At 67.7% G+C, this 24649-nt stretch carries 19 protein-coding genes; 11 read left to right on the top strand and 8 right to left on the bottom strand.

The genetic code is table 11. The features are described 5' to 3' along the window. Positions 1 to 8: 8 nt before the first annotated feature. Positions 9 to 2306: a selenide, water dikinase SelD gene (gene selD, locus QLQ85_RS00655; RefSeq protein ID WP_282737255.1), complete on the bottom strand. Its 2298-nt coding sequence runs from the start codon at positions 2304 to 2306 to the stop codon at positions 9 to 11. 97 nt (positions 2307 to 2403) lie between these two features. Here selD and egtD point away from each other — a divergent pair, with 97 nt between their 5' ends. Then, positions 2404 to 3366, top strand: coding sequence for an L-histidine N(alpha)-methyltransferase (gene egtD, locus QLQ85_RS00650; protein WP_282737254.1), 963 nt, complete (start codon positions 2404 to 2406; stop codon positions 3364 to 3366). A 96-nt stretch (positions 3367 to 3462) separates the two neighbouring features. Here egtD and QLQ85_RS00645 read toward each other — a convergent pair whose 3' ends face one another. After that, positions 3463 to 3741 carry an XRE family transcriptional regulator gene (locus QLQ85_RS00645; RefSeq protein WP_282737253.1) on the bottom strand — a complete coding sequence of 93 codons (279 nt, stop codon included), beginning with the start codon at positions 3739 to 3741 and terminating at the stop codon, positions 3463 to 3465. A 407-nt stretch (positions 3742 to 4148) separates the two neighbouring features. On the opposite strand from QLQ85_RS00645, the gene QLQ85_RS00640 reads away from it, so the two are divergent. The 3 genes from QLQ85_RS00640 (at position 4149) to lhgO (ending at position 8019) form a co-directional block, all read left to right on the top strand. Then, positions 4149 to 5588, top strand: coding sequence for an APC family permease (locus QLQ85_RS00640; RefSeq protein WP_282737252.1), 1440 nt, complete (start codon positions 4149 to 4151; stop codon positions 5586 to 5588). Positions 5589 to 5740: 152 nt separating this feature from the next. Continuing rightward, on the top strand, positions 5741 to 6721 hold the full coding sequence (gene glaH / locus QLQ85_RS00635) for a glutarate dioxygenase GlaH (protein WP_282737251.1): 981 nt from the start codon (positions 5741 to 5743) through the stop codon (positions 6719 to 6721). Between the two features lie 101 nt (positions 6722 to 6822). Beyond that, positions 6823 to 8019, top strand: a complete 1197-nt coding sequence (lhgO, locus tag QLQ85_RS00630) for an L-2-hydroxyglutarate oxidase (RefSeq protein ID WP_282737250.1) — start codon at positions 6823 to 6825, stop codon at positions 8017 to 8019. Positions 8020 to 8134: 115 nt separating this feature from the next. Here lhgO and ybaL read toward each other — a convergent pair whose 3' ends face one another. Beyond that, complete coding sequence (ybaL, locus tag QLQ85_RS00625; protein WP_282737249.1) at positions 8135 to 9862, bottom strand: YbaL family putative K(+) efflux transporter; 1728 nt, start codon at positions 9860 to 9862, stop codon at positions 8135 to 8137. 436 nt (positions 9863 to 10298) lie between these two features. Between ybaL and QLQ85_RS00620 the strand changes: the two genes are divergently transcribed. Genes QLQ85_RS00620 through QLQ85_RS00610 form a run of 3 tightly spaced genes read left to right on the top strand, consistent with a single transcriptional unit; the run spans position 10299 to position 13916 of the window. Then, positions 10299 to 11258, top strand: coding sequence for a TAXI family TRAP transporter solute-binding subunit (locus QLQ85_RS00620; protein WP_282737248.1), 960 nt, complete (start codon positions 10299 to 10301; stop codon positions 11256 to 11258). A gap of 28 nt (positions 11259 to 11286) precedes the next feature. Next, complete coding sequence (locus QLQ85_RS00615; protein ID WP_326521362.1) at positions 11287 to 11895, top strand: DUF1850 domain-containing protein; 609 nt, start codon at positions 11287 to 11289, stop codon at positions 11893 to 11895. A gap of 11 nt (positions 11896 to 11906) precedes the next feature. After that, complete coding sequence (locus tag QLQ85_RS00610; RefSeq protein ID WP_282737247.1) at positions 11907 to 13916, top strand: TRAP transporter permease; 2010 nt, start codon at positions 11907 to 11909, stop codon at positions 13914 to 13916. Between the two features lie 72 nt (positions 13917 to 13988). Here QLQ85_RS00610 and QLQ85_RS00605 read toward each other — a convergent pair whose 3' ends face one another. Next, positions 13989 to 14414 (bottom strand): hypothetical protein, encoded by a 426-nt coding sequence (locus tag QLQ85_RS00605; RefSeq protein WP_282737246.1) that lies wholly within the window; start codon positions 14412 to 14414, stop codon positions 13989 to 13991. Between the two features lie 251 nt (positions 14415 to 14665). On the opposite strand from QLQ85_RS00605, the gene purE reads away from it, so the two are divergent. Beyond that, positions 14666 to 15178 (top strand): 5-(carboxyamino)imidazole ribonucleotide mutase, encoded by a 513-nt coding sequence (gene purE, locus QLQ85_RS00600; RefSeq protein WP_282720262.1) that lies wholly within the window; start codon positions 14666 to 14668, stop codon positions 15176 to 15178. A gap of 22 nt (positions 15179 to 15200) precedes the next feature. Continuing rightward, positions 15201 to 16313 (top strand): 5-(carboxyamino)imidazole ribonucleotide synthase, encoded by a 1113-nt coding sequence (locus tag QLQ85_RS00595; protein WP_282737245.1) that lies wholly within the window; start codon positions 15201 to 15203, stop codon positions 16311 to 16313. Positions 16314 to 16400: 87 nt separating this feature from the next. On the opposite strand, the gene QLQ85_RS00590 is transcribed toward QLQ85_RS00595, so the two are convergent. The 3 genes from QLQ85_RS00590 to QLQ85_RS00580 all read right to left on the bottom strand — a co-directional run bounded on the left by QLQ85_RS00590 (position 16401) and on the right by QLQ85_RS00580 (position 20590). Beyond that, complete coding sequence (locus QLQ85_RS00590) at positions 16401 to 18425, bottom strand: PhoX family protein (RefSeq protein ID WP_282737244.1); 2025 nt, start codon at positions 18423 to 18425, stop codon at positions 16401 to 16403. Positions 18426 to 18602: 177 nt separating this feature from the next. Next, the gene (locus tag QLQ85_RS00585) at positions 18603 to 19154 is read right to left on the bottom strand and encodes a hypothetical protein (protein WP_282737243.1); all 552 of its coding nucleotides are present in this window, start codon (positions 19152 to 19154) and stop codon (positions 18603 to 18605) included. Beyond that, positions 19151 to 20590 (bottom strand): ethylbenzene dehydrogenase-related protein, encoded by a 1440-nt coding sequence (locus QLQ85_RS00580; RefSeq protein ID WP_282737242.1) that lies wholly within the window; start codon positions 20588 to 20590, stop codon positions 19151 to 19153. Before QLQ85_RS00580 ends, QLQ85_RS00585 begins: the two co-directional genes overlap by 4 nt. 336 nt (positions 20591 to 20926) lie before the next feature. Here QLQ85_RS00580 and QLQ85_RS00575 point away from each other — a divergent pair, with 336 nt between their 5' ends. Then, a complete protein-coding gene (locus QLQ85_RS00575; RefSeq protein ID WP_282737241.1) occupies positions 20927 to 23290 on the top strand; it encodes an EAL domain-containing protein in 2364 nt (787 codons plus the stop codon). 2 nt (positions 23291 to 23292) lie between these two features. Here QLQ85_RS00575 and QLQ85_RS00570 read toward each other — a convergent pair whose 3' ends face one another. After that, on the bottom strand, positions 23293 to 24090 hold the full coding sequence (locus QLQ85_RS00570) for a TraX family protein (RefSeq protein WP_282737240.1): 798 nt from the start codon (positions 24088 to 24090) through the stop codon (positions 23293 to 23295). Positions 24091 to 24195: 105 nt separating this feature from the next. Here QLQ85_RS00570 and QLQ85_RS00565 point away from each other — a divergent pair. Continuing rightward, positions 24196 to 24649 (top strand): LysR family transcriptional regulator (locus tag QLQ85_RS00565; RefSeq protein ID WP_282737239.1); only part of this gene is annotated, 454 nt, incomplete at its 3' end.

Genomic DNA, 24649 nt, shown 5'->3' with positions numbered 1-24649 from the left:
CACCGACCTCAACCCTGTAGGTGGATGGGCTCCAGCGCCTCGCCGGCCTCGAGGACGCGGCCGATGACGGCGGCCCGGGCGTAGCCCAGGGCGTGCAGGGCCTCCAGGCAGGCCGCGGCGCGCCCGGCGGGCACGCTGGCCAGCAGGCCGCCGGCGGTCTGGGGATCGAACAGCAGCGGGTAGCGGGGGTGCTCGACCCAGGCCGCCTGGTTGCGGATGGCCCGACGCAGGCGCACGTTGGCGGGCTGCAGGGAGCTCAGGATGCCGGCGGCAACGGTTTCCTCGGCACCCTCGAGCAGCGGCAGCGCCGCCAGGTCGAGTTCGGCATCCACGCCCGAGGGGCGCGTCATCTCGACCAGGTGCCCCAGCAGGCCGAAGCCGGTGAGATCGGTGCAGGCGGTGGCGCCGTGCTCGCGCAGGCAGGCCGCGGCCTCGCGGCTGGACTGGCACATGCTCGCCAGCGCCGCATCGATCCAGCGCCCTCGGGCGCCCAGCCGGGCGTGGGCGGCGAACAGGGTGCCGGTGCCGATGGGCTTGGTCAGGATCAGCACCTGGCCCGGGCGCAGGCCGCCTTTCGTCAGGGCGCTATCGCCGTCGGCATCGATCAGGCCGTTGACGGCGAAGCCCAGGGCCAGCTCGGCACCCTCGCCGGTGTGCCCGCCGACCAGGGCGCAGTCGGCGGCGTTGAGCACCTCCAGGGCACCGCTCATCATCTGGAAGACGGTGTCCTCGACCTTGGCCTCGAGCCCCTGGGGCACCGTGGCCACGGCGGTGGCGGTCTGTGCCTCGGCGCCCATGGCGAAGATGTCGCCCAGGGCGTGGTTGGCGGCGACCTTGCCGAACACATAGGGGTCGTCGATGAAGGCGCGGAAGAAGTCCACGGTATGCACCATGGCCTTGCCCGGCGGCACCCGCACCACGGCGGCGTCGTCCGGGGCGTGCAGGCCCACCAGCACCTCGCCCCGGTCCACCGGCTGGAGAGTCGCCAGCGCCCGGGACAGCACCGAGGCACCGACCTTGGCCCCGCAACCGCCGCAGCGCATGGCGATGGCCGAGATCGCCTGGGCGTTCTCCTCCTCGTCGAGGGCCACCTTGCTGGTCCGGGGCGCCGGCATGGCACCTTCCGCCATCGGCGGCAGCTCGTTGAATTTGGCCATGAAGCGTCTGTCGATGGCGTCCTTCCAGCGCCATACCCAATCGCCGGCCAGGCAGAGCCCGCCGCGTGACGCCACGGCGTGCCGGTCGCCGGTGCTGATCAGGGCCAGCCACTTCGCCTGGGGGCGGTAGGGCTTCAGGGGGCGGCCGGTCACGGCGGCGCGCAGGTTGTCGGCCAGCGGGCGTCCCTGGCGCACGGCGAAGACCCCGGCCTTCTCGCGGGGGTGAGCGACCTGGCTGGCGATGTCGCCGGCGGCGAAGACCCGCGGATCCGACAGCGACCGCAGGGTGTCGTCGACCCTGATGAAGCCGTCGTCGTCGAGTTCCAGGCGGGTCTCGCGCAGCCAGGCGGCACCGCCGGCGTCGGTGACCCAGGCGATCTCGTCGGCGGCGTGCCAGCTGCCGTCGGCGGCCTGCAGGCGACCCGCCTCGACGCCGACGACGTCGGTGGCGGTATGGACCTCGACACGGTGCCTGGCCAGGGTGGCGAGGAAATGCGCGCGCACGCGGGCGTTGTGGGTGGGCAGGATCCGCTCGCCGCGGGTGAACAGGGCAAAGGTCAGCTCGCCGGGGTCGCGCCCCAGGGCCGCCAGCTCCCTGCCCAGCCGGTACTGCATGGCCAGCAGCAGTTCGACCCCGCCGGCGCCGCCGCCGACCACCGCCACCCGGGTGCGGCCCGCGTGGCGCTTGACGCGTTCGAGCAGCGACTGCCAGCGGTCGTTGAAGCGATGGATGGGCTTGACCGGCACGGCGTGATCGCCGGCGCCGGTCACCGAGTCCACGCGGGGCGTAGAGCCGATGTTGATCGACAGCTGGTCGTAGGGCACCCGGGGGCGCGAGCGACAGAGCACCTGGCGGGCATCGTGGTCGATGCCGACGACCTCGTCGCCGAAGAAGCGCGCCCCGGCGTACTCCGCCAGCCGGCGCAGGTCGATATGCACCTCGTCGTAGGTGTAATGCCCGGCGATATACCCCGGCAGCATGCCCGAGTAGGGGGTCTGCGTATCGCGGCAGATCAGGGTGAGCCTGACGCCGGGTTCCGGGCGCATGGCGAAACGCTTGAGGACGCCGACGTGGGAGTGGCCGCCACCGACCAGTACGATATCCCGCAGCACTTGTAACCCCAGGGGTTGCTGCAGTTGTTGCATCATGGGGCTCGCTCTAGAGTTGAGGGGCATGCATGTCGTCGGCCCAGTCTAGCCGGATTCCGCCGACGGGATGCCATCCAGTCGCCAGCGAGGGGGTTCGATGTCCAGTGCAGTGCGTTTCCATGACCAGCATGTCGACGCGGCGGGGCCGTCGTTTCGCGACGACGTGATCGCCGGACTGAGCCTCGAGCGCAAGCGTCTCTCGCCCAAGTACTTCTACGATGAGCGGGGCTCCCGGCTCTTCGAGGCCATCTGCCGCCAGCCCGAGTACTACCTGACCCGGACCGAGGAGGGCATCCTGGCCGCGGCCGCCGAGGAGATCGCGGCGCTGGTCGGGCCGGAGTCGCTGTTGGTCGAGCTGGGCAGCGGGGCCAGTCGCAAGGTGCGCCTGCTGCTGGAGGCGATGCGCCCGAGTCGTTACCTGGGGGTGGATATCTCCCGCGACTTCCTGCTGCAGAGCACCCGTCGCCTGGCGGCCGACTACCCCTGGCTCGAGGTGCACGCGGCCTGGGCGGATTTCTCGGAGCGGCTGCGGGTGCCGGCGGGTGTCGAGGGCCGGCGGGCGGTGGCCTTCTTTCCCGGCTCGAGCATCGGCAACTTCGCGCCGGCCGAGGCCGAGGCCTTCCTCGCCCGGCTGCGCCAGGCCCTGCCCCCGGGCAGCGGCGTGCTGATCGGTGTCGACCTGGTCAAGGACCGGCGCGTTCTCGAGGCGGCCTACAACGATGCCGCGGGCGTCACGGCGGCGTTCAACCTGAACCTGCTGGAGCGCATGCGCCGGGAACTGGGTGCCTCGGTGGAGCCCGGCAACTTCCGGCATCGGGCCTTCTTCGATGCGGCGGCCTCCCGCATCGAGATGCACCTGGTCAGTCAGTGCCCGCAGACCCTCGTCGTCGATGAGCACCGCTTCGCCTTCGCCCGGGGCGAGACGCTGCATACCGAGAATTCCTGCAAGTACAGTCGCGAGGGGTTCCAGGCGTTGGCCGGGCGAGCCGGTTATCGGTCGAGTGTGGTGTGGAGTGACGCCGAGGGGTTGTTCAGCGTGCATTATCTCTCGAGTGACTGACTCTCGAGTGGCTGAGGCGGTGCCTCGGCAGGGGCGCCCTGACAGCAACGTCCCGCCGGATGGCGGGACGTTCGGTGTTCGGGCGAACCAGGGCGACTAGTGTGGCGAGGCCTGGGTGTCGATGGTGCGATAGAGCTGGCGCAACTCGTCGATCGAGAGGTGCTCGAGGCGGCCGGCCAGCAGATCGCTGATCTTCTGCATCGGCAACCCGGCGCGGCGGGCGATCTCGCGACTGCCGAGATCGGACACAGCGATCAACCGGGTGATGATGCGCATGAGGCGTGTACGTTGTTCCAGGTCCCTGACGTCGAGGTCAGGGCTGCTTCGCGGAGGATCGATCGGTTCCGCGTGGGCGGTATGACGTGCCGTACTCATGATGCTCCAGATAACGATGGCGACGAGTACATCATGGGGGCTTCGCGCGTTTTTTGCCAGTGTGGATTCGTTGATGTTTGGCTGCCGGGTACAACGGGGGGCGACGGGGGCGAGGGTCGGTGCGGTCGTGCAAGATATCGAACGCTTGGTCTGGCCGCCCGGGATCGCGCGTCGATGCGTGTTGCTCCCTGTGTTTTTACGTTATCTGTCTGTTTTAATGGGTATTTTAATGACTTTTTTTACGAATATCTGCGGCCTGGTATGGTCAGGGGGCGGGTGAGTCTGCGACGAAAGTTTGGCGATATTTGACAAGGATGGCTTGTGAGACTGTCGGTTATTCACTATTTTTAGCGACGTTTCAGGGCGATTTCCCACTACTACAAGATGCCACCGATGAGAGGATGACCATGAGCAACGACGCTTCGACACAGGGCCAACTGACGCGAGTCCTGGCGCGCAAGGATGTGCTGGCCCTGGCCTTCGGCGCCATGATCGGCTGGGGCTGGATCGTGCTGACCGGCAGCTGGATCCAGTCGGCCGGCAGCCTGGGGGCCATCACCGCCTTCCTGATCGGCGGCCTGATCATCGTGCTGGTCGGGTTGACCTATGCCGAACTGGCCTCGGCGATGCCCCAGGTCGGCGGCGAGCACGTCTACAGTTACCGGGCCATGGGTCACTTCGCCTCCTTCCTCTGCACCTGGGCGATCACCCTGGGGTACGTGAGCGTGGTGGCCTTCGAGGCCGTCGCCCTGCCCACGGTGGTGGAGCATCTGTTCCCCGACTATGCGGTGGGGCACCTCTGGACCATCGCCGGCTGGGAGGTCAAGGCCACCTGGGTGGCCGTCGGCGTCGCCGGGTCGGTGGCGATGATGTGGGTCAACTACGTTGGCATCCGCACCGCGGCGCTGCTGCAGAAGGTGGTGACCCTGTTGATCCTGGTGGTGGGCATCATGTTCATCACCGGGGCACTGTTCGAGGGCGAGCGGGCGACCATGGACCCGCTGTTCAATGTCAGCGAGGGGGTCGTCGGTGGCATCATGATGGTGCTCATCATGGTGCCCTTCATGTTCGTCGGCTTCGACGTGATCCCCCAGGCGGCCGAGGAGATCAACCTGCCGTTTCGTGAGATCGGCCGGGTGCTGATGATCTCGGTGATCCTGGCGGTGTTCTGGTACTCCTTCATCATCCTGGGCACCTCGCTGATGCTGAACCCGCAGGCCCTGGCGGCAAGCTCCCTGGCCGTGCCGGATGCCATGCAGGCGGTCTTCCGGGCGCCCTGGGCCGGCAACCTGATGATCCTGGCCGGTATCGCGGGGATCATCACCAGCTGGAACGCCTTCTATGTCGGCGGTTCGCGGGCCATCTATGCCCTGGCCCACTCGGGCATGCTGCCGGCCTTCCTCGCCAGGTTGCACCCGACGCACCGCACGCCCACCAGTGCCATCCTGGTGATGGGCATCCTGTCGTGCATCGCCCCCTTCTTCGGCCGTCCGGCGCTGGTGTGGCTGGTGGTGGCCGGTGGGCTGGGGATCGTCATCGCCTACCTGTTCGTGGCGCTCTCCTTCGTGATGTTGCGCCGCCGGGAGCCCGACATGCCGCGCCCCTTCCGCGTTCGCCACGGCAAGCTGGTCGGGTTCCTCTCGGTGGCCCTCTCGCTGGGCCTGATCGCCATGTACCTGCCGGGCAGCCCCTCGGCGCTGGCGCCGGTCGAGTGGGCGATGTTCGCCGGCTGGATGCTGATCGGCCTGGCGCTCTATGCCTGGTCGCGCATGCGCTACGGCACCGACTACAGCGATCGGATGATGCACCGCGAGCTGGCCGGTTCCGAGCCCTACCCGGGTCGCTGAGCCCTTCCCGCCCGTCTCACAGCCCCGGCCCCGGCCGGGGCTGTGTCGTTGGGGGCGTGGCAGATTGCCAGGGGGGGCGTAGGATGTTTGACGAAATATAAAAATGTAGATATTTTTATGAAGCGTCATCATTATTCCAGGAGACCCGTGACATGACCGTGCTGACACAGCTTCCCGACATCGCCATGCCCCTGCCCACCGATCTGCGTGGCTTCACCCTGGCGCCGTCGCCCCAGTCGTCACGCCTGCTGCAACTGACCGTGTCTCGCGAGGTGGTGGCGGCCTTCCTCGAGGCCGTGAGCGAGTGGCCCGTGCAGGCGCTGGAGTACAAGTCCATGCTGCGTTTCCGTGTGGCGAAGGTGCTCGACGAGCTGTGCGACAACACCCTGCAGCCGGTGCTGATCAATACCCTGGTCGACCGCGCGACCGGTGGCCTGCAGGTCACGGCGGAAGGGCTGGATCGGGTGGAGCAGGCCGAGGAGATGGTCAAGTTCGCCACCGCCGTGGCGCACCTGATGGGGCGCTCCAACTTCGATGCCATGAGCGGCCAGTACTATGCGCGCTTCGTGGTCAAGAACGTCGACGACTCCGACAGCTACCTGCGCCAGCCCCACCGGGTCATGGAGCTGCACAACGATGGCACCTTCGTCGAGCAGGACACCGACTATGTGTTGATGATGAAGCTCGACGAGCAGCACATGGAGGGGGGCAATTCACTGCTGCTGCACCTCGATGACTGGGCAGACCTCGAGCGTTTCTACGCCCACCCCATGGCGCGCCGCGAGATGCGCTGGACCGCGCCGCCCAGCAAGAAGGTGTCACGGGATGTCCATCACGCCGTGTTCGACGTGGATATCGAAGGTCGCCCGATCATGGCCTATATCGACCAGTTCGTGCAGCCGAAGGACTTCGAGGAGGGCAACTGGCTCGCCGACCTCTCCGAGTCGCTGGAGAGCAGCCCGGCCATCGTCTCGCTGCCCAATCCGGTGGGCAGCTTCCTGCTGATCAACAACCATTTCTGGTTGCACGGGCGGGATCGCTTCACGCCGCACCCGCAACTGCGCCGTGAGTTGATGCGGCAGCGCGGCTATTTCACCCATGCCAGGACGCTGCGCCATCCTTGCCAGGCATGATGCCGTTACCGCATCCCGCCACATGAAGTGATCACGACATGCCACGCCGGGTCCGGCGTGGCATCTGTCCATCCCGCCTAGCGGCACGCAAGAGGAACGGCATGTACGATTTCATCATTGTCGGCGGAGGCATCCTGGGCATGTCCACCGCCATGCAGCTCCAGCGCGAATATCCGGATCGTCGCATGTTGCTGGTCGAGAAGGAGTCCGGCCCGGCACGCCACCAGACCGGCCACAACAGCGGCGTGATCCACGCCGGGGTCTACTATACGCCGGGCAGCCTCAAGGCGCGCTTCTGTCTGGCCGGCAACCAGGCGACCCGCGAGTTCTGCGATGCCCACGGGGTTCGCTATGACACCTGCGGCAAGCTGCTGGTGGCCACCAACGGCCTGGAAATGCAGCGCATGCAGGCGTTGTGGGAGCGCACCGCGGCCAATGGCCTGGAGCGCGAATGGCTCCCCGAGGGCGCGCTCAAGGAACGGGAGCCCAATATCACCGGCATCGGTGGCATCCTCGTGCCCTCCAGCGGCATCGTCGACTACGCCGAGGTGACCCGTGCCATGGCCGCCGAGTTCGAGCGACTGGGCGGCGAGATCCACTACGGCAGCGAGGTCACGGCCCTCGAGGAGCGCCGCCAGGAGGTGGTGGTGACCACCTCCCGGGACACCTTCAGCGGTCGCTACCTGGTCTCCTGCTCCGGGCTGATGGCCGACCGGGTGATCCGCATGCTCGGCCTGGACCCGGGCTTCACCATCTGCCCTTTCCGCGGCGAGTACTATCGGCTGCCCGAGCAGCACGACCGGATCGTCACTCATCTGATCTACCCGATCCCCGACCCCTCCATGCCGTTCCTCGGGGTCCACCTGACCCGGATGATCGATGGCGGCGTGACCGTGGGGCCCAATGCCGTGCTGGCGATGAAGCGCGAGGGCTATCGCAAGCGGGACATCTCGCTGGGCGACATGGTGCAGATGTTCACCGACCCTGCCATTCTCAAGGTGCTGGGCAGGAACCTGCGTCCGGGGCTCGTCGAGATGAAGAACTCGCTCTACCGCAAGGGCTATCTGGACCTGGTGCGCAAGTACTGCCCGAGCCTGACCCTGGACGACCTCGGTGCCTATCCGTCCGGGGTGCGTGCCCAGGCGGTATCGCGTGACGGCAAGCTGGTGGACGACTTCCTGTTCGTCAACACGCCGCGCACGGTGAACGTCGGCAACGCGCCCTCGCCCGCGGCGACCTCGGCGATTCCGATCGGCGCCCATATCGTCGGCACGGTGAAGGCGCAGGTCGAGGACTGAGTCGGGGTCGGTTGTTGAGAGTTTTCCGACACTTTCTCGACATTGCCGGCAACTTCGCGGCAGATGCCGCCTGGGCGCGCTCGGCGGGCAGGGCGTCCGTCGCGAGTGCCCGCAGTTACCGCCGAGCCACGGCGTTCGCTCCTTTGCCTGGCGGGGGAGCAAAGCGCTTCAGGATATGGTTGGCCATCCCCTTCGCCAGCTCATCATCACCGAAGAAGACGCGATCGACCGCTTCCCTGGCCAGCAGCCTGGCGTCGTCTTCGCTCTGGGCACGCACCGCCACTTCGATGTCGGGGTTCAGCGTTCTCGCCGTCTCGGTCATCTTATGCACGTCGAGGGTATCGGGAATGGCGACGACCAGCATGGCAGCACGGGCGATGTGTGCCTGTATCAGCACGGATGGCTCGGCGGCGTTTCCCGAGACGGCCGCGATATCCTGCTTGCGCAGCGATTCCACCAACTCCCGGTTGTGTTCGACCACGACGAAGGGGATAGCGTGTCCGCGCAGCGCTTCACCGATCTGCTGTCCGACGCGGCCATAACCGACCAGGACCACTTGCCCCTCGAGGTAGCGCTCTTCGGTCGACGCGGGGAGCTCGGCGAAGGGATCCCGGCGTCGATCCAGTTGGCGGGCAAGGCTGGAGTTCTCCAGCACCTTGCTACGCAACGGCTCGATCAGGCCGAAAATCATGGGGTTGAGTGCGATCGAAATCAGGGCTCCGGCCAGGATCAGGCTCTGCCCTTCCGCCGTGAGCAGACCCAGTGACATGCCGAGACCGGCCAGGATGAAGGAAAACTCCCCGATCTGGGCGAGGCTCGCCGCCACCGTGAAGGCCGTGCTCAGCGGATAGTGAAAGGCGATGACGAGTACGGCAGCAGCGACGGACTTGCCGATGATGATGATGGCCACTACACCGATCAGTCTGAGTGGGTTCTCGATGAGCACGCCAGGCTCGAACAGCATGCCCACGGAGACGAAGAACAGCACCGCGAAAGCGTCCCGCAGAGGCAAGGATTCTTCAGCCGCCCGGTGGCTGAACGTCGACTCTCGCATGACCATGCCGGCGAAGAAGGCGCCGAGCGCAAAGGAAACGCCGAACAGTTCGGCGGCACCGAATGCGATGGTGATCGCCGCCGCAATGACCGCAAGCGTAAACAGCTCCCGTGATCCTGTCCGGGCCACCTGCCACAGCATCCAGGGCATGACGCGGCGCCCCACGATCAACATCAATGCCACGAAGGCGCCGACCTGCAGGAGCGTCAGACCCAGTGTCCGCCAGAGGGGAGGCTGGAAGGTGCCGTCTGTCTCGGTCCCGCCGAGTATCCCGGCCAGGGGAGGCAGCAGCACCAGCACCACCACCATGGCCAGGTCTTCCACGACCAGCCAGCCGACCGCGATGTATCCATTCATCGACTCGAGGATCCCTCGGGCTTCCAGCGCCTTGAGCAGCACCACCGTACTGGCTACCGACAGCGAAAGGCCGAACACCAGGCTGCTGCCGAGACCCCAGCCCCACGACCCCGCGATGGCCATGCCCAGGAGCGTCGCTACTGTCATCTGGGCAATGGCGCCAGGCAGCGCAACACGCTTGACCGAGAGCAGATTATCCAGTGAGAAGCGCAGGCCCACGCCGAACATCAGCAGCATGACTCCCAACTCGGCCAGTTGGGTCGCGGTCCCCATGTCGGCCACGTAACCCGGCGTGGCCGGCCCGATGGCGATGCCCGCCAAGAGATAACCCACGAGAGCGGGAAGCTTCAATTTTTCGGCGAGGATGCCGAGAACCAGGGCGAGGCCGAAGCCTGCGGCTACCGTTGTGATGAGTGTCGTGTCGTGCGGCATGGATCTTGTATCGCTGTGATAGCTATTGGCTGGATGTCAACTCAAACCATGTCTTCAAATGCCCAGGCTGGACCCAGTATATGACCCAACCTCCGGCGCCGCCTTCGACGACGAGTCGCTCCGGGGCTCGCGCTACAAGCAGGGTTCTCCGACATCGCGATCGCACGCGAGTACTGCCCGAGCCTGACCCTGGACGATGGTGGCGGTCCCCATCGGCGCCCATATCGTCGACAGGGTGAAGGCGCAGGTCGCGGGGTAGGGAGGGGGCCTGGCCGGCGGTCGACCATCGGGGAATTGCCGAAAATCCCTGAAAACGTAGAACTAGTGCCATTGGCCTATCACGCAGGGGGCGTGCTAGCTTTCCGGCAGGCGCCCAGTCCTCCCGAGCGCCGTCGACAATCACACAACAACCTGGTTCCAGGACCGGAGGAGTTCCATGCAAATCGTCAAGTACGCCGTCGCTGCCTCGCTGATCGCCACGGCCCCGCTGGCCGCGGCGCAGCAGCTCTCCATCGCCACCGGCGGTACCGGTGGTGTCTACTACCCCATCGGCGGCGGCTTCGCCGAGATCATCAACGAGCACCTCGAAGGCTACGAGGCGACCGCCGAGGTCACCGGCGCCTCGGTGGAGAACATGGGCCTGATCATGCGCGGCGATGCCGACCTGGCCCTGGTGCTGGCCGATACCGCCCTGCAGGCCTATGAGGGCAGCGGCGACTTCGAGGGTCGCCAGATCGAGAACACCCGCGCCCTGGCATCCGTGTACCCCAACGCCGTGCAGCTCGTCACCCTGGCGGACTCCGACATCGAGTCACTCGCCGACCTGGAGGGCAAGCGCGTCTCGGTGGGGGCGCCGGGCAGCGGCACCGAGCTCAATGCCCGTGCCCTGCTGGAAGCCAACGGCATCAGCTACGATGACTTCACGCCCCAGCGCCTCAACTTCAACGAGACCGCCGACGCCATCCGCGACGGTGACATCGACGCCGGCTTCTGGAGCGTGGGTCCGCCCACCAGCTCGATTCTCAACCTGGCGGCCACCCGCGACATTCGCCTGATCGGCCTCTCCGACGAGGAGGTCGCCAACGCCCGGGAGAACGAACCGGTGTTCGCCTCCTACGAGCTCAAGGCCGGCATGTACGAGGGCATGGACGAGGCGGTGCAGACCATCAGCATCCCCAACGTGCTGGTCGTGAATGCCGACATGGACGAAGAGCTGGCCTATAACCTGACCAAGCTGCTCTATGAACGCATCGACGACCTGATCGCCGTACACCCGGCCGCCAACGACACCACCGTCGAGTTCACCATGGGGTCCACGCCGGTGCCGCTGCATCCCGGGGCGGTCCGCTACTACGAAGAGGTCGACGCCGAGATCCCCGACAAGCTGCGCCCGTGATAGGGAACCGCGACACGGGATGTGACGCATGAACGTCGCATCACTGTCGCGCTCGGCAGGCAAGCGCATGGCAGGGTGGGCGAAGACGCCCGCCCTGCCGTCGTGTTGCCGGGCATCCCGCATCTCGCTGCGCCGCCTGCTGGCGGGCGCCATCGCCGGGTGGCTCGGCCTGGGCGCCCTGGCGGCCGACGCCATCGACGGGGCGAAGCTGGCCGTACTCGATGCATCGGGACAGACCCTGGTCGAGGTTCCCCTCGAGCCCGGCATGCGCTGGTGCCTGGGCTGGAATCACTCGGTCAGGAAGTTCCCGGTGCTCGACTGCTATCGCTACCAACAGGGGCGGATGGTGCTGGAGCGCAGCCATCAGCCCGATTTCGCCGCGGGCCTGGGGCATACCCCGGGGCGTGGCGAACAGGTTTCCGACGGGCGGGGAGGCTACTGGATAGAGAATATCGACGAGCCCGTCCCCGGTGACCGTTATACGTTGCGGGTCGGTTCGCCAACCGTCGACCATCGCCTGCTCTGGCAGGCCGCCGGGGACGAGCACCGGGTCAGCCTGAGCGAGCTGGCCGCCGGCGAGCGCGTCACCCTGCACCTCATCAAGCCCGAAGCCCTACGCAAGCCTGACGATGTCTGACGAGGAGCCCGATGAACGAATCCAACAGCCCGCCCGTGACCATGCCCGGGGGCAATGCCATTCAGCCGCGCTTCGTGTTATGGCTGATCACCATCGTGGCGGTGGGGCTGTCCCTGTTCCAGCTCTACTCGGCGGGTGTCCAGCCGCTGGGCCTGTTCTATCAGCGCGGCATTCACCTGGCGCTGATCATGATGCTGGCCTTCCTGATGTTTCCGGTATTCGGCCCCCACCGCAAGCGCGGCCCGATCGGCTGGCTGATCGATATCGTCTTCTTCAGCGGTGCGGTGATCACCGGGGGCTACCTGGTCCTCTACCTGGACGAGATCATCAGTCGCGCCGGCTTCTGGAGCGAGACCGATATCCGCGTCGCCATCATCGCCACCGTGACGGTGCTGGAGGCGAGCCGGCGCGCGGTGGGGCTGGGCATGACCGTGATCGGTGCCTTGGCCATCGTCTACGCCTTCGCCGGGCCGCGCGGCGAACTGCCCTGGCTGGCCGACTGGATGCCCGGCATCATGAGTCATCGCGGCTACGGCCTGGATCGCGTGGCCGGCCAGCTCTACCTGGGGCAGGAGGGCATCTTCGGCCTGCCGCTGGGCGTGGCGGCCACCTATATCTTCATCTTCGTGCTGTTCGGGGCCTTCCTCGAGAGCACCGGCGCCGGCAAGTTCTTCATCGACATGGCCTACGCGGCCACCGGTCGCCAGCGCGGTGGCCCGGCGAAGGCGGCGGTGCTCGCCTCGGCGGGCATGGGGTCGATCTCCGGTAGCGCCATCGCCAACGTGGTGACCACGGGGGCCTTCACCATCCCGTTGATGAAGCGCCTGGGCTACAAGCCGCACCAGGCCGGCGGCATCGAGGCCGCGGCCTCCACCGGTGGCCAGATCATGCCGCCGCTGATGGGGGCAGGGGCCTTCCTGATCGCCGAATACACCAACACGCCCTACCTGGATGTGGTCAAGGTCAGCGTGCTGCCGGCGATCATGTACTTCGCGACCGTCTACCTCTTCGTGCACATCATCGCGCTCAAGCAGGGCATGCAGGGCATGGCCAGAAGCGAGCTGCCGCAGATGCGCGACGTGATGCGCGCGGGCTGGCACTTCCTGCTGCCACTGGGGGTGCTGGTGTGGCTGCTGGTGATGAACATGTCGCCGATGCGCGTGGGCTTCTATGCGGTGGTGACCATGGTCGTCGTGGCGGTGCTGCGCTACACGTTCTGGTTCCTGTTCATCGCGCCACGCGAAGGCAAGAAGGTGACACTGGCGAGCATTCGCCGGGTGATCTGGGCCGGGCTGGCGAAGCTGGTCGAGGGGCTCGAACTCGGGGCGCGCAATGCCGTGGCGGTCTCCATGGCCTGTGCCGTCGCCGGCATCATCGTCGGCGTGGTCGGCCTGACCGGGCTGGGGCTCAAGTTCTCCTCGATGATGATGGCATTCTCGGGCGGCAACCTGTTGCTGGCCCTGGTCATGGTGCTGCTGGCCAGCCTGGTGCTGGGCATGGGCCTGCCGGTCACCGCCAGCTACATCGTGCTGATCGTGCTGGTGGGGCCGGCACTGACCTCCGAGTTCGGCGTGCCGCTGCTGATCGCCCACCTGGTGGTGTTCTGGTACTCCCAGGACTCCAACGTCACGCCACCGATCGCCCTGGCCGGCTTCGCCGGGGCGGCGATCGCCGGCAGCAAGCCCATGGAGACCGGCTTCCAGGCCTGGAAGTTCGCCAAGGGGCTCTACCTGATCCCGCTCTTCATGGTCTATAACCCGGAAATCATCACGGGCGGGCCGCTGCCGGTGCTGGTATGGACCGCGTTCATCGGCTTCCTGGCCCTGGGGGCCTTTGCCACGGCCCTGGAGGGGTATCTCTTCACGTGGATGTCCTGGCCGCTGCGCCTGGTGCTGCTGCCGGCGATCGCCGCGGCCTTCTACCCGAACCTGATGGTGGAAGTGGCCGGGGTGGCGGTGATGACGCTGGCCATGGGTGGCAACTGGCTGGCCAGCCGGCGCGAGGCGGTGGTCCACGGCTGACACGGCCCTCGAACAGGGAAGGCCCGGCAGGCATGGCCTGCCGGGCCTCGGGGACTGCTGTCGGTGTGGCCGTTACTGGTCGTCGTCCTCGGTCGCGTCTGCGTCCTCGGCGGACGTCTCCGCGTCGTCTGCCATGGGCTCGTCCTCAGCGTCCATGGCGGCGTCCTCCTCGGGGATCTCGTCGGTCTCGGTGGCATCGGCCTCGGTGTCGACGGCGGTATCGGAGGATCCGGCGCCCGCTTCGGCTTCTTCCTGCAGCATGGTCTCCTGGGAGTCCTGGAGAGCCTCGTCCTCCGGCGCCTCGGTGTCGTCGTCGCCGGCCATCGCCTCGTCCTCCGGCATCTCGGCCTCGTCGTCGCCGGCCGTGGTGGTCTGCTCGTCGGCCGTGGTCTCGGTGGCCTGGTCGGTGGTGTCCATCGTCTCTTCGTCGGCGTTGTCGCAGCCAGCCAGCGCCAGGGTGCCGGCGAGTGCAGCGATCAGGATCATGGAACGCGTCATGGTGTTGTCTCCTTCCCGGGATAAGGCTCGTGAGGTGTCACGAGCGTCGTTTCATTACCCAAGACTAAGGGATAGCCGTCCTGACAGAGCGCAACAAGGATGCAATCGTTGTCGCCCGTCAGCGACAGTGGCGGGCGGCGAGGCTTTCCACGACCCGCGGGAGGCGGTATGCTGCGCGGTTTTCGGGCGGCTACGCTTGTAGCGTCGGGCCGTCGTTGCGTGTCGCGACATCATCACCGGGGGAGTTGTCCATGCAGTCGTCGCACCAAGCGCCACGGGTTGGCGTGATCATGGGATCGAAATCCGACTGGCCGGTCATGGAGCACGCCGTGGCGATGCTCGAGCGTCTCGGCGTGCCCCACGAGACTCGCGTGGTCTCGGCCCACCGCACTCCGGACCTGCTGTTCGACTACGCCAAGTCCGCCGCCGAGCGCGGCCTGCAGGTGATCATCGCCGGTGCCGGCGGGGCGGCGCATCTGCCGGGCATGGTGGCCTCCCAGACGCCGCTGCCGGTCCTCGGTGTGCCGGTGGAGTCCAAGGCGCTGAAGGGTCTCGATTCGCTGCTCTCCATCGTGCAGATGCCCGGCGGCATCGCCGTGGGCACCCTGGCCATCGGCAAGGCCGGCGCGACCAATGCCGGCCTGCTGGCGGCCCAGATCGTCGGCCTGCAGGATGACGATGTGCGTGCCGCCGTGGAGGCCTTTCGCGCCGAGCAGACCCGCACGGTGCTCGACAACCCCGATCCGCGCCCCGCGGCCGAATGAGCCAGCGAGAGGAGAAAGCGACATGAACATCGGCGTACTGGGAGCCGGCCAGCTCGGCCGCATGCTGGCCCTGGCGGGCTATCCGCTGGCCAATCGGTTCACGTTTCTCGACACCACCGGCCACCCCAGCGCGGGCATCGGCGATGTCATGGTGTATACGGATCAGCACCATCTCGACGACTTCCTGGCCAAGGTCGACCTGGTCACCTACGAGTTCGAGCACCTGCCGGTGGCGCTGGTCCAGGCCATCGAGGAGGTCAAGCCCGTCTATCCCTCCAGCGAGGCGATTCGGGTGTGCCAGAACCGTGCCGAGGAGAAGGCGCTGTTCGACCGCCTGGGCATCCCGACCCCGGCCTACCGGCTGGTGGAGCACGCCGACGAGCTGGAGGCCGCCGCTCGCGAGCTGGGCTGCCCGGTGGTGGCCAAGTCGGTGACCGAGGGCTATGACGGCAAGGGCCAGGCGGTGATCCGCGATCCAGCCGAGGCCGCCGAGGCCTGGCGCGCGATCAATCACCCTCGGTTGATCGTCGAGGCCTTCGTCGACTTCGTGCGCGAGGTGTCGATCATCGCCGTGCGCGGCCGCGATGGCGAGGTGGTCTTCTATCCCATGGCCGAGAACGTCCACGTCGACGGCATCCTGCGCTATTCCCTGGCGCCGATGCCGGATCTTGACGACAGCGTGCAGCGGGTCGCCGACGACTACATCCGTGCGCTGCTCGACGAGCTCGACTACGTCGGCGTGCTGACCCTGGAGTTGTTCCAGACCCGCGACGGCGGGTTGCTGGCCAACGAGATGGCCCCGCGGGTGCACAACTCCGGCCACTGGAGCATGGACGGGGCGGTGACCAGCCAGTTCGAGAACCACCTGCGGGCCATCCAGGGCCTGCCGCTGGGCGATACCGCGGCGCGGATGCCCACCTGCATGGTCAACGTGATCGGGCGCGAGGGCGATCCGGCCGCGATCCTGGCGGTGCAGGACGCCCACCTGCATCGCTACGACAAGGCCGAGCGCCCCGGCCGCAAGCTGGCCCACGTCAACCTGCTGGCGCCGACTCACGAGGCGCTGCTCGACAAGGTGCGCGCCTGTGCGGCGCTGCTGCCCGAGGCGCCCGAGCCGCGCTTCAGTTTCGAATAGCGAACGCTGCCCGGTACTGCCCTCGACGACGAAGGCCCCGCCATGGCGGGGCCTTCGTGGTCTTGCCGGTCAGTAGCGGGGTCGCGCTCAGGCACCGACGATGCCGCCGTCCTCGCGGGTGATCACCAGGGTGGCGGAGCGGGGAACGGCGCTGCCGCCCTCTGGCCAGTGGCTGGCGAAGTCGCCGGCGGCGAAGGCCTCGGCCCCGGTGGTGGCGCCGGGGTGCTGGACGTTGACGAACAGGGTGCGTTGGTCGGGCGTCATGGCGATGCCGGTGATCTCCTGGCCCACGGGGCCGGTGAGGAAGCGCTTGATCTCGCCGGTCTCGGGATTGGCGGCCAGCATCTGGTTGTTGCCGAATACATCAAAGATGCCGTTGTTCATCACCGACTCGCTGATGTCGGTCTGGATCCAGACGCGGCAGTCCGGGTCGATCCACAGGCCGTCCGGGCTGGCGAAGATGGCATCCTCGCTCAGGGCCTCGCCGGCCAGGTTGCGGCCGTGCTCCCGGTCGCCGCCCAGTGCGAAGAGATCCCAGGCGAAGTGCGTGCCGGCGTGGGAGCCGTCCTCCTGCCAGCGGATGATATGACCGAAGCCGTTGTCGGACCGCGGGTTGGCGGCGTGTTCCTGGCCCGGCTCCCGGCGGGTGTTGTTGGTCAGGGTGAAGTAGACCTGGCCGGTGACCGGGTCCACGGCGCCCCACTCGGGGCGATCCATCCTGGTGGCGCCGACATGGTCGGCGGCGCTGCGGGTGTTGACCAGGATGTCGGCCAGATCCGCGAAGCCGTTCTCCGGGGTCAGGCCGTTCTCGCCCGGGGCCAGGGCCAGCCACTCGCCGCTGCCGTCCTCGTTGAACCTGGCCACGTAGAGCGTACCCTCGTCGAGCAGCGAGCCGTCCGCGCTGGCGGCCTGATAGGGCCGGGCCGAGACGAACTTGTAGATGTACTCGAAGCGGGCGTCATCGCCGGAGTAGCAGACCACCGGCTGGCCCTCTACGGCGGGGGCGAAGATCACCCCCTCGTGGGCGAAGCGCCCCAGGTGGGTGCGCTTGACCGGCATCGATTGCGGGTCCATGGGGTCGATCTCGACCATCCAGCCGAAGGCGTGGGGCTCGTTGCGATAGTCCTCGCGGGCCGAGGCGCCGCGGGAGCTGGCATCGAAGCGCAGGGTCTCGTCGGCGCCGCCCGTTGCCCGGTGCCACTGGTAGCGGCCGGTGTCGCGAGTCTGGATGCCGTAGCGGGCCTGGCGGCGGTCGATCTCGGTGTCCTGGTTGACGAAGTAGCCGGCCCAGTTCTCCTCGGCGGCCAGATAGGTGTTCCAGGGGGTGACGCCGCTGGAGCAGTTGTTGAGGGTGCCACGGGTCATGGTGCCGTCGGGGCTGAACTTCGTCACCACGTGCTCGGTGCCGGCCACCGGTCCGGCCAGGCGCATCGGCGTGAGGCCGGTGATGCGACGGTTGTGGGCGTCCTCGACCACCTGCCAGTGGCCGTCGGCGCCCTGTCGCACGCGAACCACGGAGACGCCATGGGCATTGAGTTCCTTGAGCACCTGGTCGGGGTCGCGGGAACCGTCCTCGTGCTGTGGAAAGCCCTCCGAGTCGAGCGCCAGGCCCCGGGCGGCGCCGTGCAGGTAGCGCGGCTCGACGTACTCGTGGTTGAGCACCAGCAGGCCGTCGCGGGAGCTGCCGTCGAGGGGGAAGAAGTGCATGCCGTCGTGGTGGCTGCCGATCTGCTGGGCCTGGTCCTCGCCGCTGGTGTCCAGCGAGAAGGCCGGCATGTCGCCGCTGATCGGCGTGCCCCAGGGTATGAAGGCCTGAACCCGGTAGCCTTCCGGCACCACCACACTGTCGGCGGCGCTCACGGGGATCGCCTTGAAACCGAGGCTCGGCGCGGTGGCGCGACCACCGGTGGCGGCGAAGGCGCCGCCGAAGGGCAGGTTGGTGGCCATGGCGCCGGCCACGGCGGCGGCCAGGCTGCCGCGCAGCAGGGCCCGACGGCTGACGCGCGCGTCGAGGATGTCGCCGAAGTAGGCATTGGGCGATGTGTTGCTCGCGGGTTCGTCGCCGGCGGCGAGAATCGGGTCGGTGGTGCCGATGTACCGGGGCTGTTTCATCTTGCTGCCTCACATGACGTCACGGGGAGCTCCATGGTCGGCAGGGGATATTGCATCGGCATGAACGAATAGAGTCGATATCGTGACGGCCCGGTGTCACGTCGAGAGACGACCGAAATGCCGAAGGCCCCGCGTGTGGGACCTTCGGCGTACTGCCGGAGCGTGTCGGCCGAAGCGTCAGCGGGCCTGGCGTCGAGTCATGATGCCCAGGGCGGCGCAGGCCAGGCCGATGAGCACCATCACGGCGATGACCCAGAGCGGGCTGTAGAAGGTGGTGTAGACCTCCCAGCCGGTGAGCCGCAGCAGTTCGGAGAACCGGGTCGTCGCGCCGGCCAGGTGGCCTCCCAGGGTGCCGGTGGTGGCGAACAGCAGCCCGCCCGTCAGTGCCAGGATCACCAGCACCCAGCGCCGGCCCCCGTCGAAGGCGGCCGCGCCGGCACGCCACACCAGCACGGTGAGCATGGTGTAGAGGCCCAGCGTCCACAGCGCCATCAGGACATGGTTGCGTACCATCGGGCTTGCCAGGTTGGCCTCCAGCGGCCAGACCAGGCTGCCGGTGACGATGGCAGCCAGGGCGCCGAGCAGGCTGAGCACCAGCACCGGCAGCAGGGCGGCGCGGCTGAGCTCGGCCAGGCGGCCGGGCAGCAGGGCGCCGATCAGGATCATCAGGGTGGCCAGCGCCCAGAACGCCTCCGGGAAATGGACGAGCATATGATGCATACCGGTCATGAGCGGTCTCCTCGGCGAGTCGGGCGGAAGCTGGGCAGCAGGGCGAGGGTCACGCCTAGCATGGCGAGCAGGCCGGCGATCAGGGTCATCCACCAGCGGGTGGTGATGGCGTCGTTGAACTCCCTCTCCACGCCGTAGAGCGCCAGCTGCTTCTCGCTGTGACGGGGCCGGACCGGCTTGCCGGCGGCGATGTCCTCGGCCCCGGCGTGTGCGCGGCTGGTCAGCAGCGGCCAGTCCACTTGGCCGGGGTAGAACAGGGTCATCTCGAACCAGTCGTCGCTCCAGTCCGGTGAGTCGCCGTCGATGCGTTGGGCCAGGATGTCGGCGTGGCGGCCGAGCCCCAGCGAATGGGGATGCGAGACGTAGTGCCAGCGACTGCCGGTGGCATTGCGATACACGGCGATGGCGATGTCGTAGACGCCCTGTTCGCGGAAGGCCTTGTCGTCCAGTGGGCTTCCGGTATCCATGTCGCGCACCAGGGTCACGTCCCAGTAGCCGTCTTGCCAGCGTGCGTCGCCATGGACGGCGATGGTTCCCCGGGAACCCTGTGGCTCACGCAGCAGGCGGCGTGGGATCACGTCGCCGTTCTGCCAGTCGTGATCGGGGTCGAAGTCGGTGCGGTTGGCCTCGGACAGGTAGTAGAGGCCGTCGAAGTCGACCTGGCCGGACGTCACGTCCTCCCAGCGCAGGGCGCGCTGGCCGGTCTGCTCGGGGTCGAGCATCCACAGTGGGCGGTTGTTGTCGGCGTCCCAGTTGGTGGTGTAGGGGCCGGTGCCGGCGTCGCTGTTGCGATACTCGCCGATCCACTGGTCGTCGGAGGCGCCGATGGGGTTGGAGCGTCCGGCGCGCCAGTGCCAGAGGTCGAGGAAGTAGCCGGCCTCGCGCTGGGCGGCGAGCGTCTCGGCATCCTCCACGCTGCGCCAGTCGTGCTGGTCCGACCGCGTGCCCGGCAGGTACTTGCGCACGTCGCTCTGGCCGAGCCGCTCGCCCAGGTGCGGATGGGCGGTGACCTCGGCCGGCGAGGCCGAGTCGCTGAAGAAGCGCATTCGGTCGCCGACGGTGACGTAGCCGCCGTAGCGGCCGAAGTCCGGCACGCCTCCGTCGTCGACCAGCATGGCTACCCGGTCCTCGTAGGTGCCGTCGGGATCGGGGCCGGCTCGGGAGTTGCCGTGACGGATCCATTCGCCATCCTCGAAGCGCAACATGTCGTGATAGACGTGGGCGCGCTCGGCGGGCCAGCGGTAGCGGAAGAAGATCCGCTCGCCATTATAGGCGGCCTGTACCTGCAGCGGCATGGTCAGGTCGTCGGGAATCCAGATGTTGCGCTCGAGGTCGTTGCCGACCACCCCGGTGCCCTGGGTGACCCAGGCCAGTCCGAGGGCAATCGGCAGGCCGAGGACCAGCCACGGGCCGGCGCCCTTGTCATGACTCGCCATGTGATCTCCTGCATCATGGGGTAAACGGATGTGTCCTGGTGTCAGTGTGGACCACGCACGCATGAACGACCTGACACAGATCAAGTCGGGCGTGACAATCCGCCACATCGGTTGAATGTGCCGGCCGATCCGCAACAATGAGCGGCAGGCGAGAGGCGGGGCCCGATGACACGCTGCTGCGCATCGGCATCGAGGATCCCGGCGATTCGCGACGGCCTCGACCGCGGTGTCTACAGCTGGCCCTGATCCGGGTCAGGATGGGGAGGCTCGCCATCGGGCAGGATATGCGGTAAAGGTACTGGATCAACAACGACAACCACGGCCGGGAACTCCCGCATGTCCACGCCACCCAGGCCCGCCGCCGCAGGCGACAGCGATCGCGTCGCCGCCACGGACGTCGAGCGTGCCCATCTGCTGGTGGGCGAACAGGTCCATATGCTCTACGAGCGACTGTGGCAGCCGGTGCTCTGCAGCGTGCTGGCGGCTGTCCTGCTGGTGACGGCCATGTGGCCGGTGCTGCCGGCCGAGCCGTTGCTGGGCTGGCTGGGGGCCGTGCTGGTGGTGTCGGGGCTGCGCCTCTGGCTGGCCCGGCGTTTCCAGGAACTGCCCGGCTGGCGCCGCCGCCAGCGTCGCTGGCTGTGGCGCTTCGCCCTCGGCACCCTGGTCGCCGGTGGGGTATGGGGCATCGCCGGCCTGGTGATGTTCACCATGGAGCACCACGGCCAGCTGGCGGCCCTGACCATCGTGCTGACCGGCATCGCCGCCGGCGGTGTCACCACCCTCTCGGCCGTCTGGTGGGTGGCACCGGCCTTCGTGCTGCCGACCATGTTGCCGCTGCTGGTGCAGTTCCTGCTGCAGGGCACTCCGCTGGCCTGGTTGCTGGCGGTGCTGGTGGTGCTCTTCCTGGTGCTGGTGATGGTGATCAGCAACCGTCTGTATCGCTTCATCTCCGACAACCTCGAGCTGCGCCTTACCATGGCCTCCCGGGAGCAGCAGCTGCGCGAGAGCGAGAGCCGCTATCGCACCATCTTCCGTCATTCGCCGCTGGGGGTGATGCACTTCGACCGCCATGGCCGGGTGCTCGACTGCAACGCCCGTTGCCTGGCGATTCTCGGCATCCGTCGTTCCCGCCTGCTGGGCCTCAACCTGCTCGAGCAAGTGGAGGATCCCCGGGTCGTCCGTGCGGTGAGCGATGCCCTGGAGAACGGTTCCGGTGTCTTCGAGGGCGAATACCGCGCCCTGGCGAGTGGCAAGACCACGCCGTTGCGCGCCTTCTACAACGCCATGCGGGACGCCGACGACAGGGTGACCGGCGGGGTGGCGATCATCGAGGACTTCACCGAGCGCAAGCGGGCCGAGGCGACCATTCACCGCCAGGCCTATTTCGACCCCCTCACCGACCTGCCCAACCGCCGCCTGCTGATCGAGTCGCTGGAGACGGCCATCGCCACCCGTCGCGGGTCGGCGGGGCAGGGGCTGGTGATCTTCCTCGACCTCGATCGCTTCAAGATGATCAACGACTCCCTGGGCCATGCGATCGGCGACGAACTGCTGCGCCAGGTGGCCGCCAGGCTCCGGGCCTGCCTCGAGGAGGACGACATGGCGGCCCGGCTCAGCGGCGACGAGTTCGTGGTGCTGGTGCCGCGGCTCTCACGCGCCGATCCGGCTGGTGACGGGGCCGGCCTGCTGGCCCTGGCCGAGGCGCGCGCCAGTGATCTGCTGGCGGCGGTGCGTCAGCCCTACGACCTGGATGGCCGCCGGATCAGCGTGACCCCCAGCATCGGCTACACGCTGTTTCCCTTCGGCGATGAGGCGGTGGGCGACGTGTTGCGCCACGCCGATACCGCCATGTACCAGGCGAAGGCCCTGGGGCGGGCACGGATCTGCCACTTCGAGCCGGCCATGCAGGCGCGGGTGGCCTGGCGGCTCGAGATGGAGCAGGCCCTGCGCCGGGCGCTGCTGGCGGGAGAACTGGCCCTCCACTACCAGCCCCAGGTGGACGAACGGGAGCACCTGGTCGGGGTCGAGGCGCTGATGCGCTGGACCCATCCGGACCACGGTGTCGTCTCGCCGGGGGTGTTCATCGCCATTGCCGAGGAGAGCGACCTGATCGTCGAGCTCGAGACCTGGATGCTCGATACCTGCTGTGCCCTGCTGGCCCGCCAGCCCGAGGCGTGCCTGCCGCGGCTCTCGGTGAACATCAGCGCCCGGCACTTCGCCCAGCCGGAATTCGTCGAGACCCTGATGCGCCTGTTCGAGGCCCATCGGGTCGACCCCGGGCGGCTGACCGTGGAGCTCACCGAGAGCATCATGATCGACAGCCTGGACGCCGCCGCCGAGCGCATGCGGGCGCTCAAGGCGCTGGGAGCGCGCATCGCGCTGGACGACTTCGGCACCGGCTTCTCGTCGCTCAGCTACCTGAAACGGTTGCCGCTGGACGAGCTCAAGATCGACCGCAGCTTCGTCAGCGACATCGAGACCGACGCCAGCGACGCCGCCATCGTCGAGACGGTGCTGGCCATGGCCCGTCACCTGAAGCTCGCGGTGGTGGCCGAGGGGGTCGAGAACGCGGCCCAGCTCACCTTCCTGGCGGCGCGAGGCTGTCGCTGTTTCCAGGGCTTCCACTTTTACCGGCCGATGCCGGAGCCGGCGCTGGCACGCCTGTTGGGCGAGCGGGTGCAGGTGCCACCGCCGGCCTGAGTTCATCCGATGGCGCCGCTGGCCCACAGCCACAGCGCGATCAGCGCGAAGTGGCCCGGGTACCAGGCAAGCCATAGCCGTCTCGGCATGGCGCTCGGTACCCCGGGGGTCAGGCGATGGGCCCCGGCGGCCAGCCATAGGATCACCAGGCAGGTGGCGACGGTGAACGACTTGGCCATGTCGGAACTGTTCATCAGCCCGGCCACCACCAGCACCGGTAGCGTGAAGGCCACCGCCGTCAGGCGCTCGGTCAGGGTGTCGCCGGCCTGGTGCAAGCAGTGCATGGCGAGCATGAACAGGGGGATCAGCAGCAGGCCGCGGTGACCGTACTCGACCCAGTGACCGAGCAGCTGCCAGACTGCCAGCGAGACCGCGACGCCGAGCACGAACCAGTAGGCCTCGAGCTCGCCACGGCGCTGGCGGGCTAGCAGGTCGTGTAGCCAGGCGCCCCAGGCCAGCCCCGTGGCCAGGGTGAAGCAGACGTTGAGAATGAACGCATCCGAAGCCCGGGGCATCATCATGTAGGGCAACTGGGCGACCAGGCCGATCACCAGGATGCGCCGGGCGTAGCGCAGCGGGTTGCGGGTGTTGAAGAGCCCGTGCCAGGCGACCATGGCGGCGAACAGCGGGAAGGCGATGCGTCCGATCGAGGCCCCGGCCCAGTCGAGCTCCCAGCCGGTGGGCAGCGCATAGCGGGTCAGGTGGTCGATGGTCATGGTGACGAGTGCCAGCCATTGTCCCCAGCCGGTCCAGGTCGAGGAGGGGCGGTCGGCGGTGGCAGCGGCGGCCTGGGCGGTCATCGTGACCTCCATGTGGTGATGACAGTGGTGACGACAGTGACGGTGGACCGAGGGCCGGGGCAGGAGTTCCCTGCCGGCGGCCGTGGCTCGAGCGGGAGAGCGTCGATGCGGAACGGTTTCGGATTCGACCTGCGCAGCATGGAGATCTTCGTCGAGACGCTCGAGCAGGGCAGCCAGAGTGCCGCGGCGCGCAGCCTGGGACTCAAGCAGTCGTCGGTCTCGCAGAGCCTGGCCAACCTCGAACAGGCGCTGGGCGTGGCGCTGTTCAAGCGCCATTCACGGCCGCTCGAGCCGACCGGCGCGGGGCGCTTCTTCTACGACCGGGCCAGGCACCTGCTCGACGATGCCCGCTCCACCCGTCGCGAACTGGTGTCGGGCGCCTTCGGCCAGCTCCACCAGGTACGCATGGCGCTGGTCGACTCGCTGGCCACCGCGGTGGGGCAGCCGCTGATCGAGGTCATCAGGCGCCATACCGGCGACTATACGCTGACCACCGGGCTCTCCCATATGCATGGCCACTCGCTGCTGACGCGACATGTCGACATCATCATCTCCGACG

Source organism: Halomonas kalidii (genome assembly GCF_030010475.1).
Lineage (GTDB): Bacteria > Pseudomonadota > Gammaproteobacteria > Pseudomonadales > Halomonadaceae > Halomonas > Halomonas heilongjiangensis.
The sequence above is the reverse complement of the archived record's forward strand: the minus strand, read 5'-3'. Positions and strand labels throughout refer to the sequence as shown.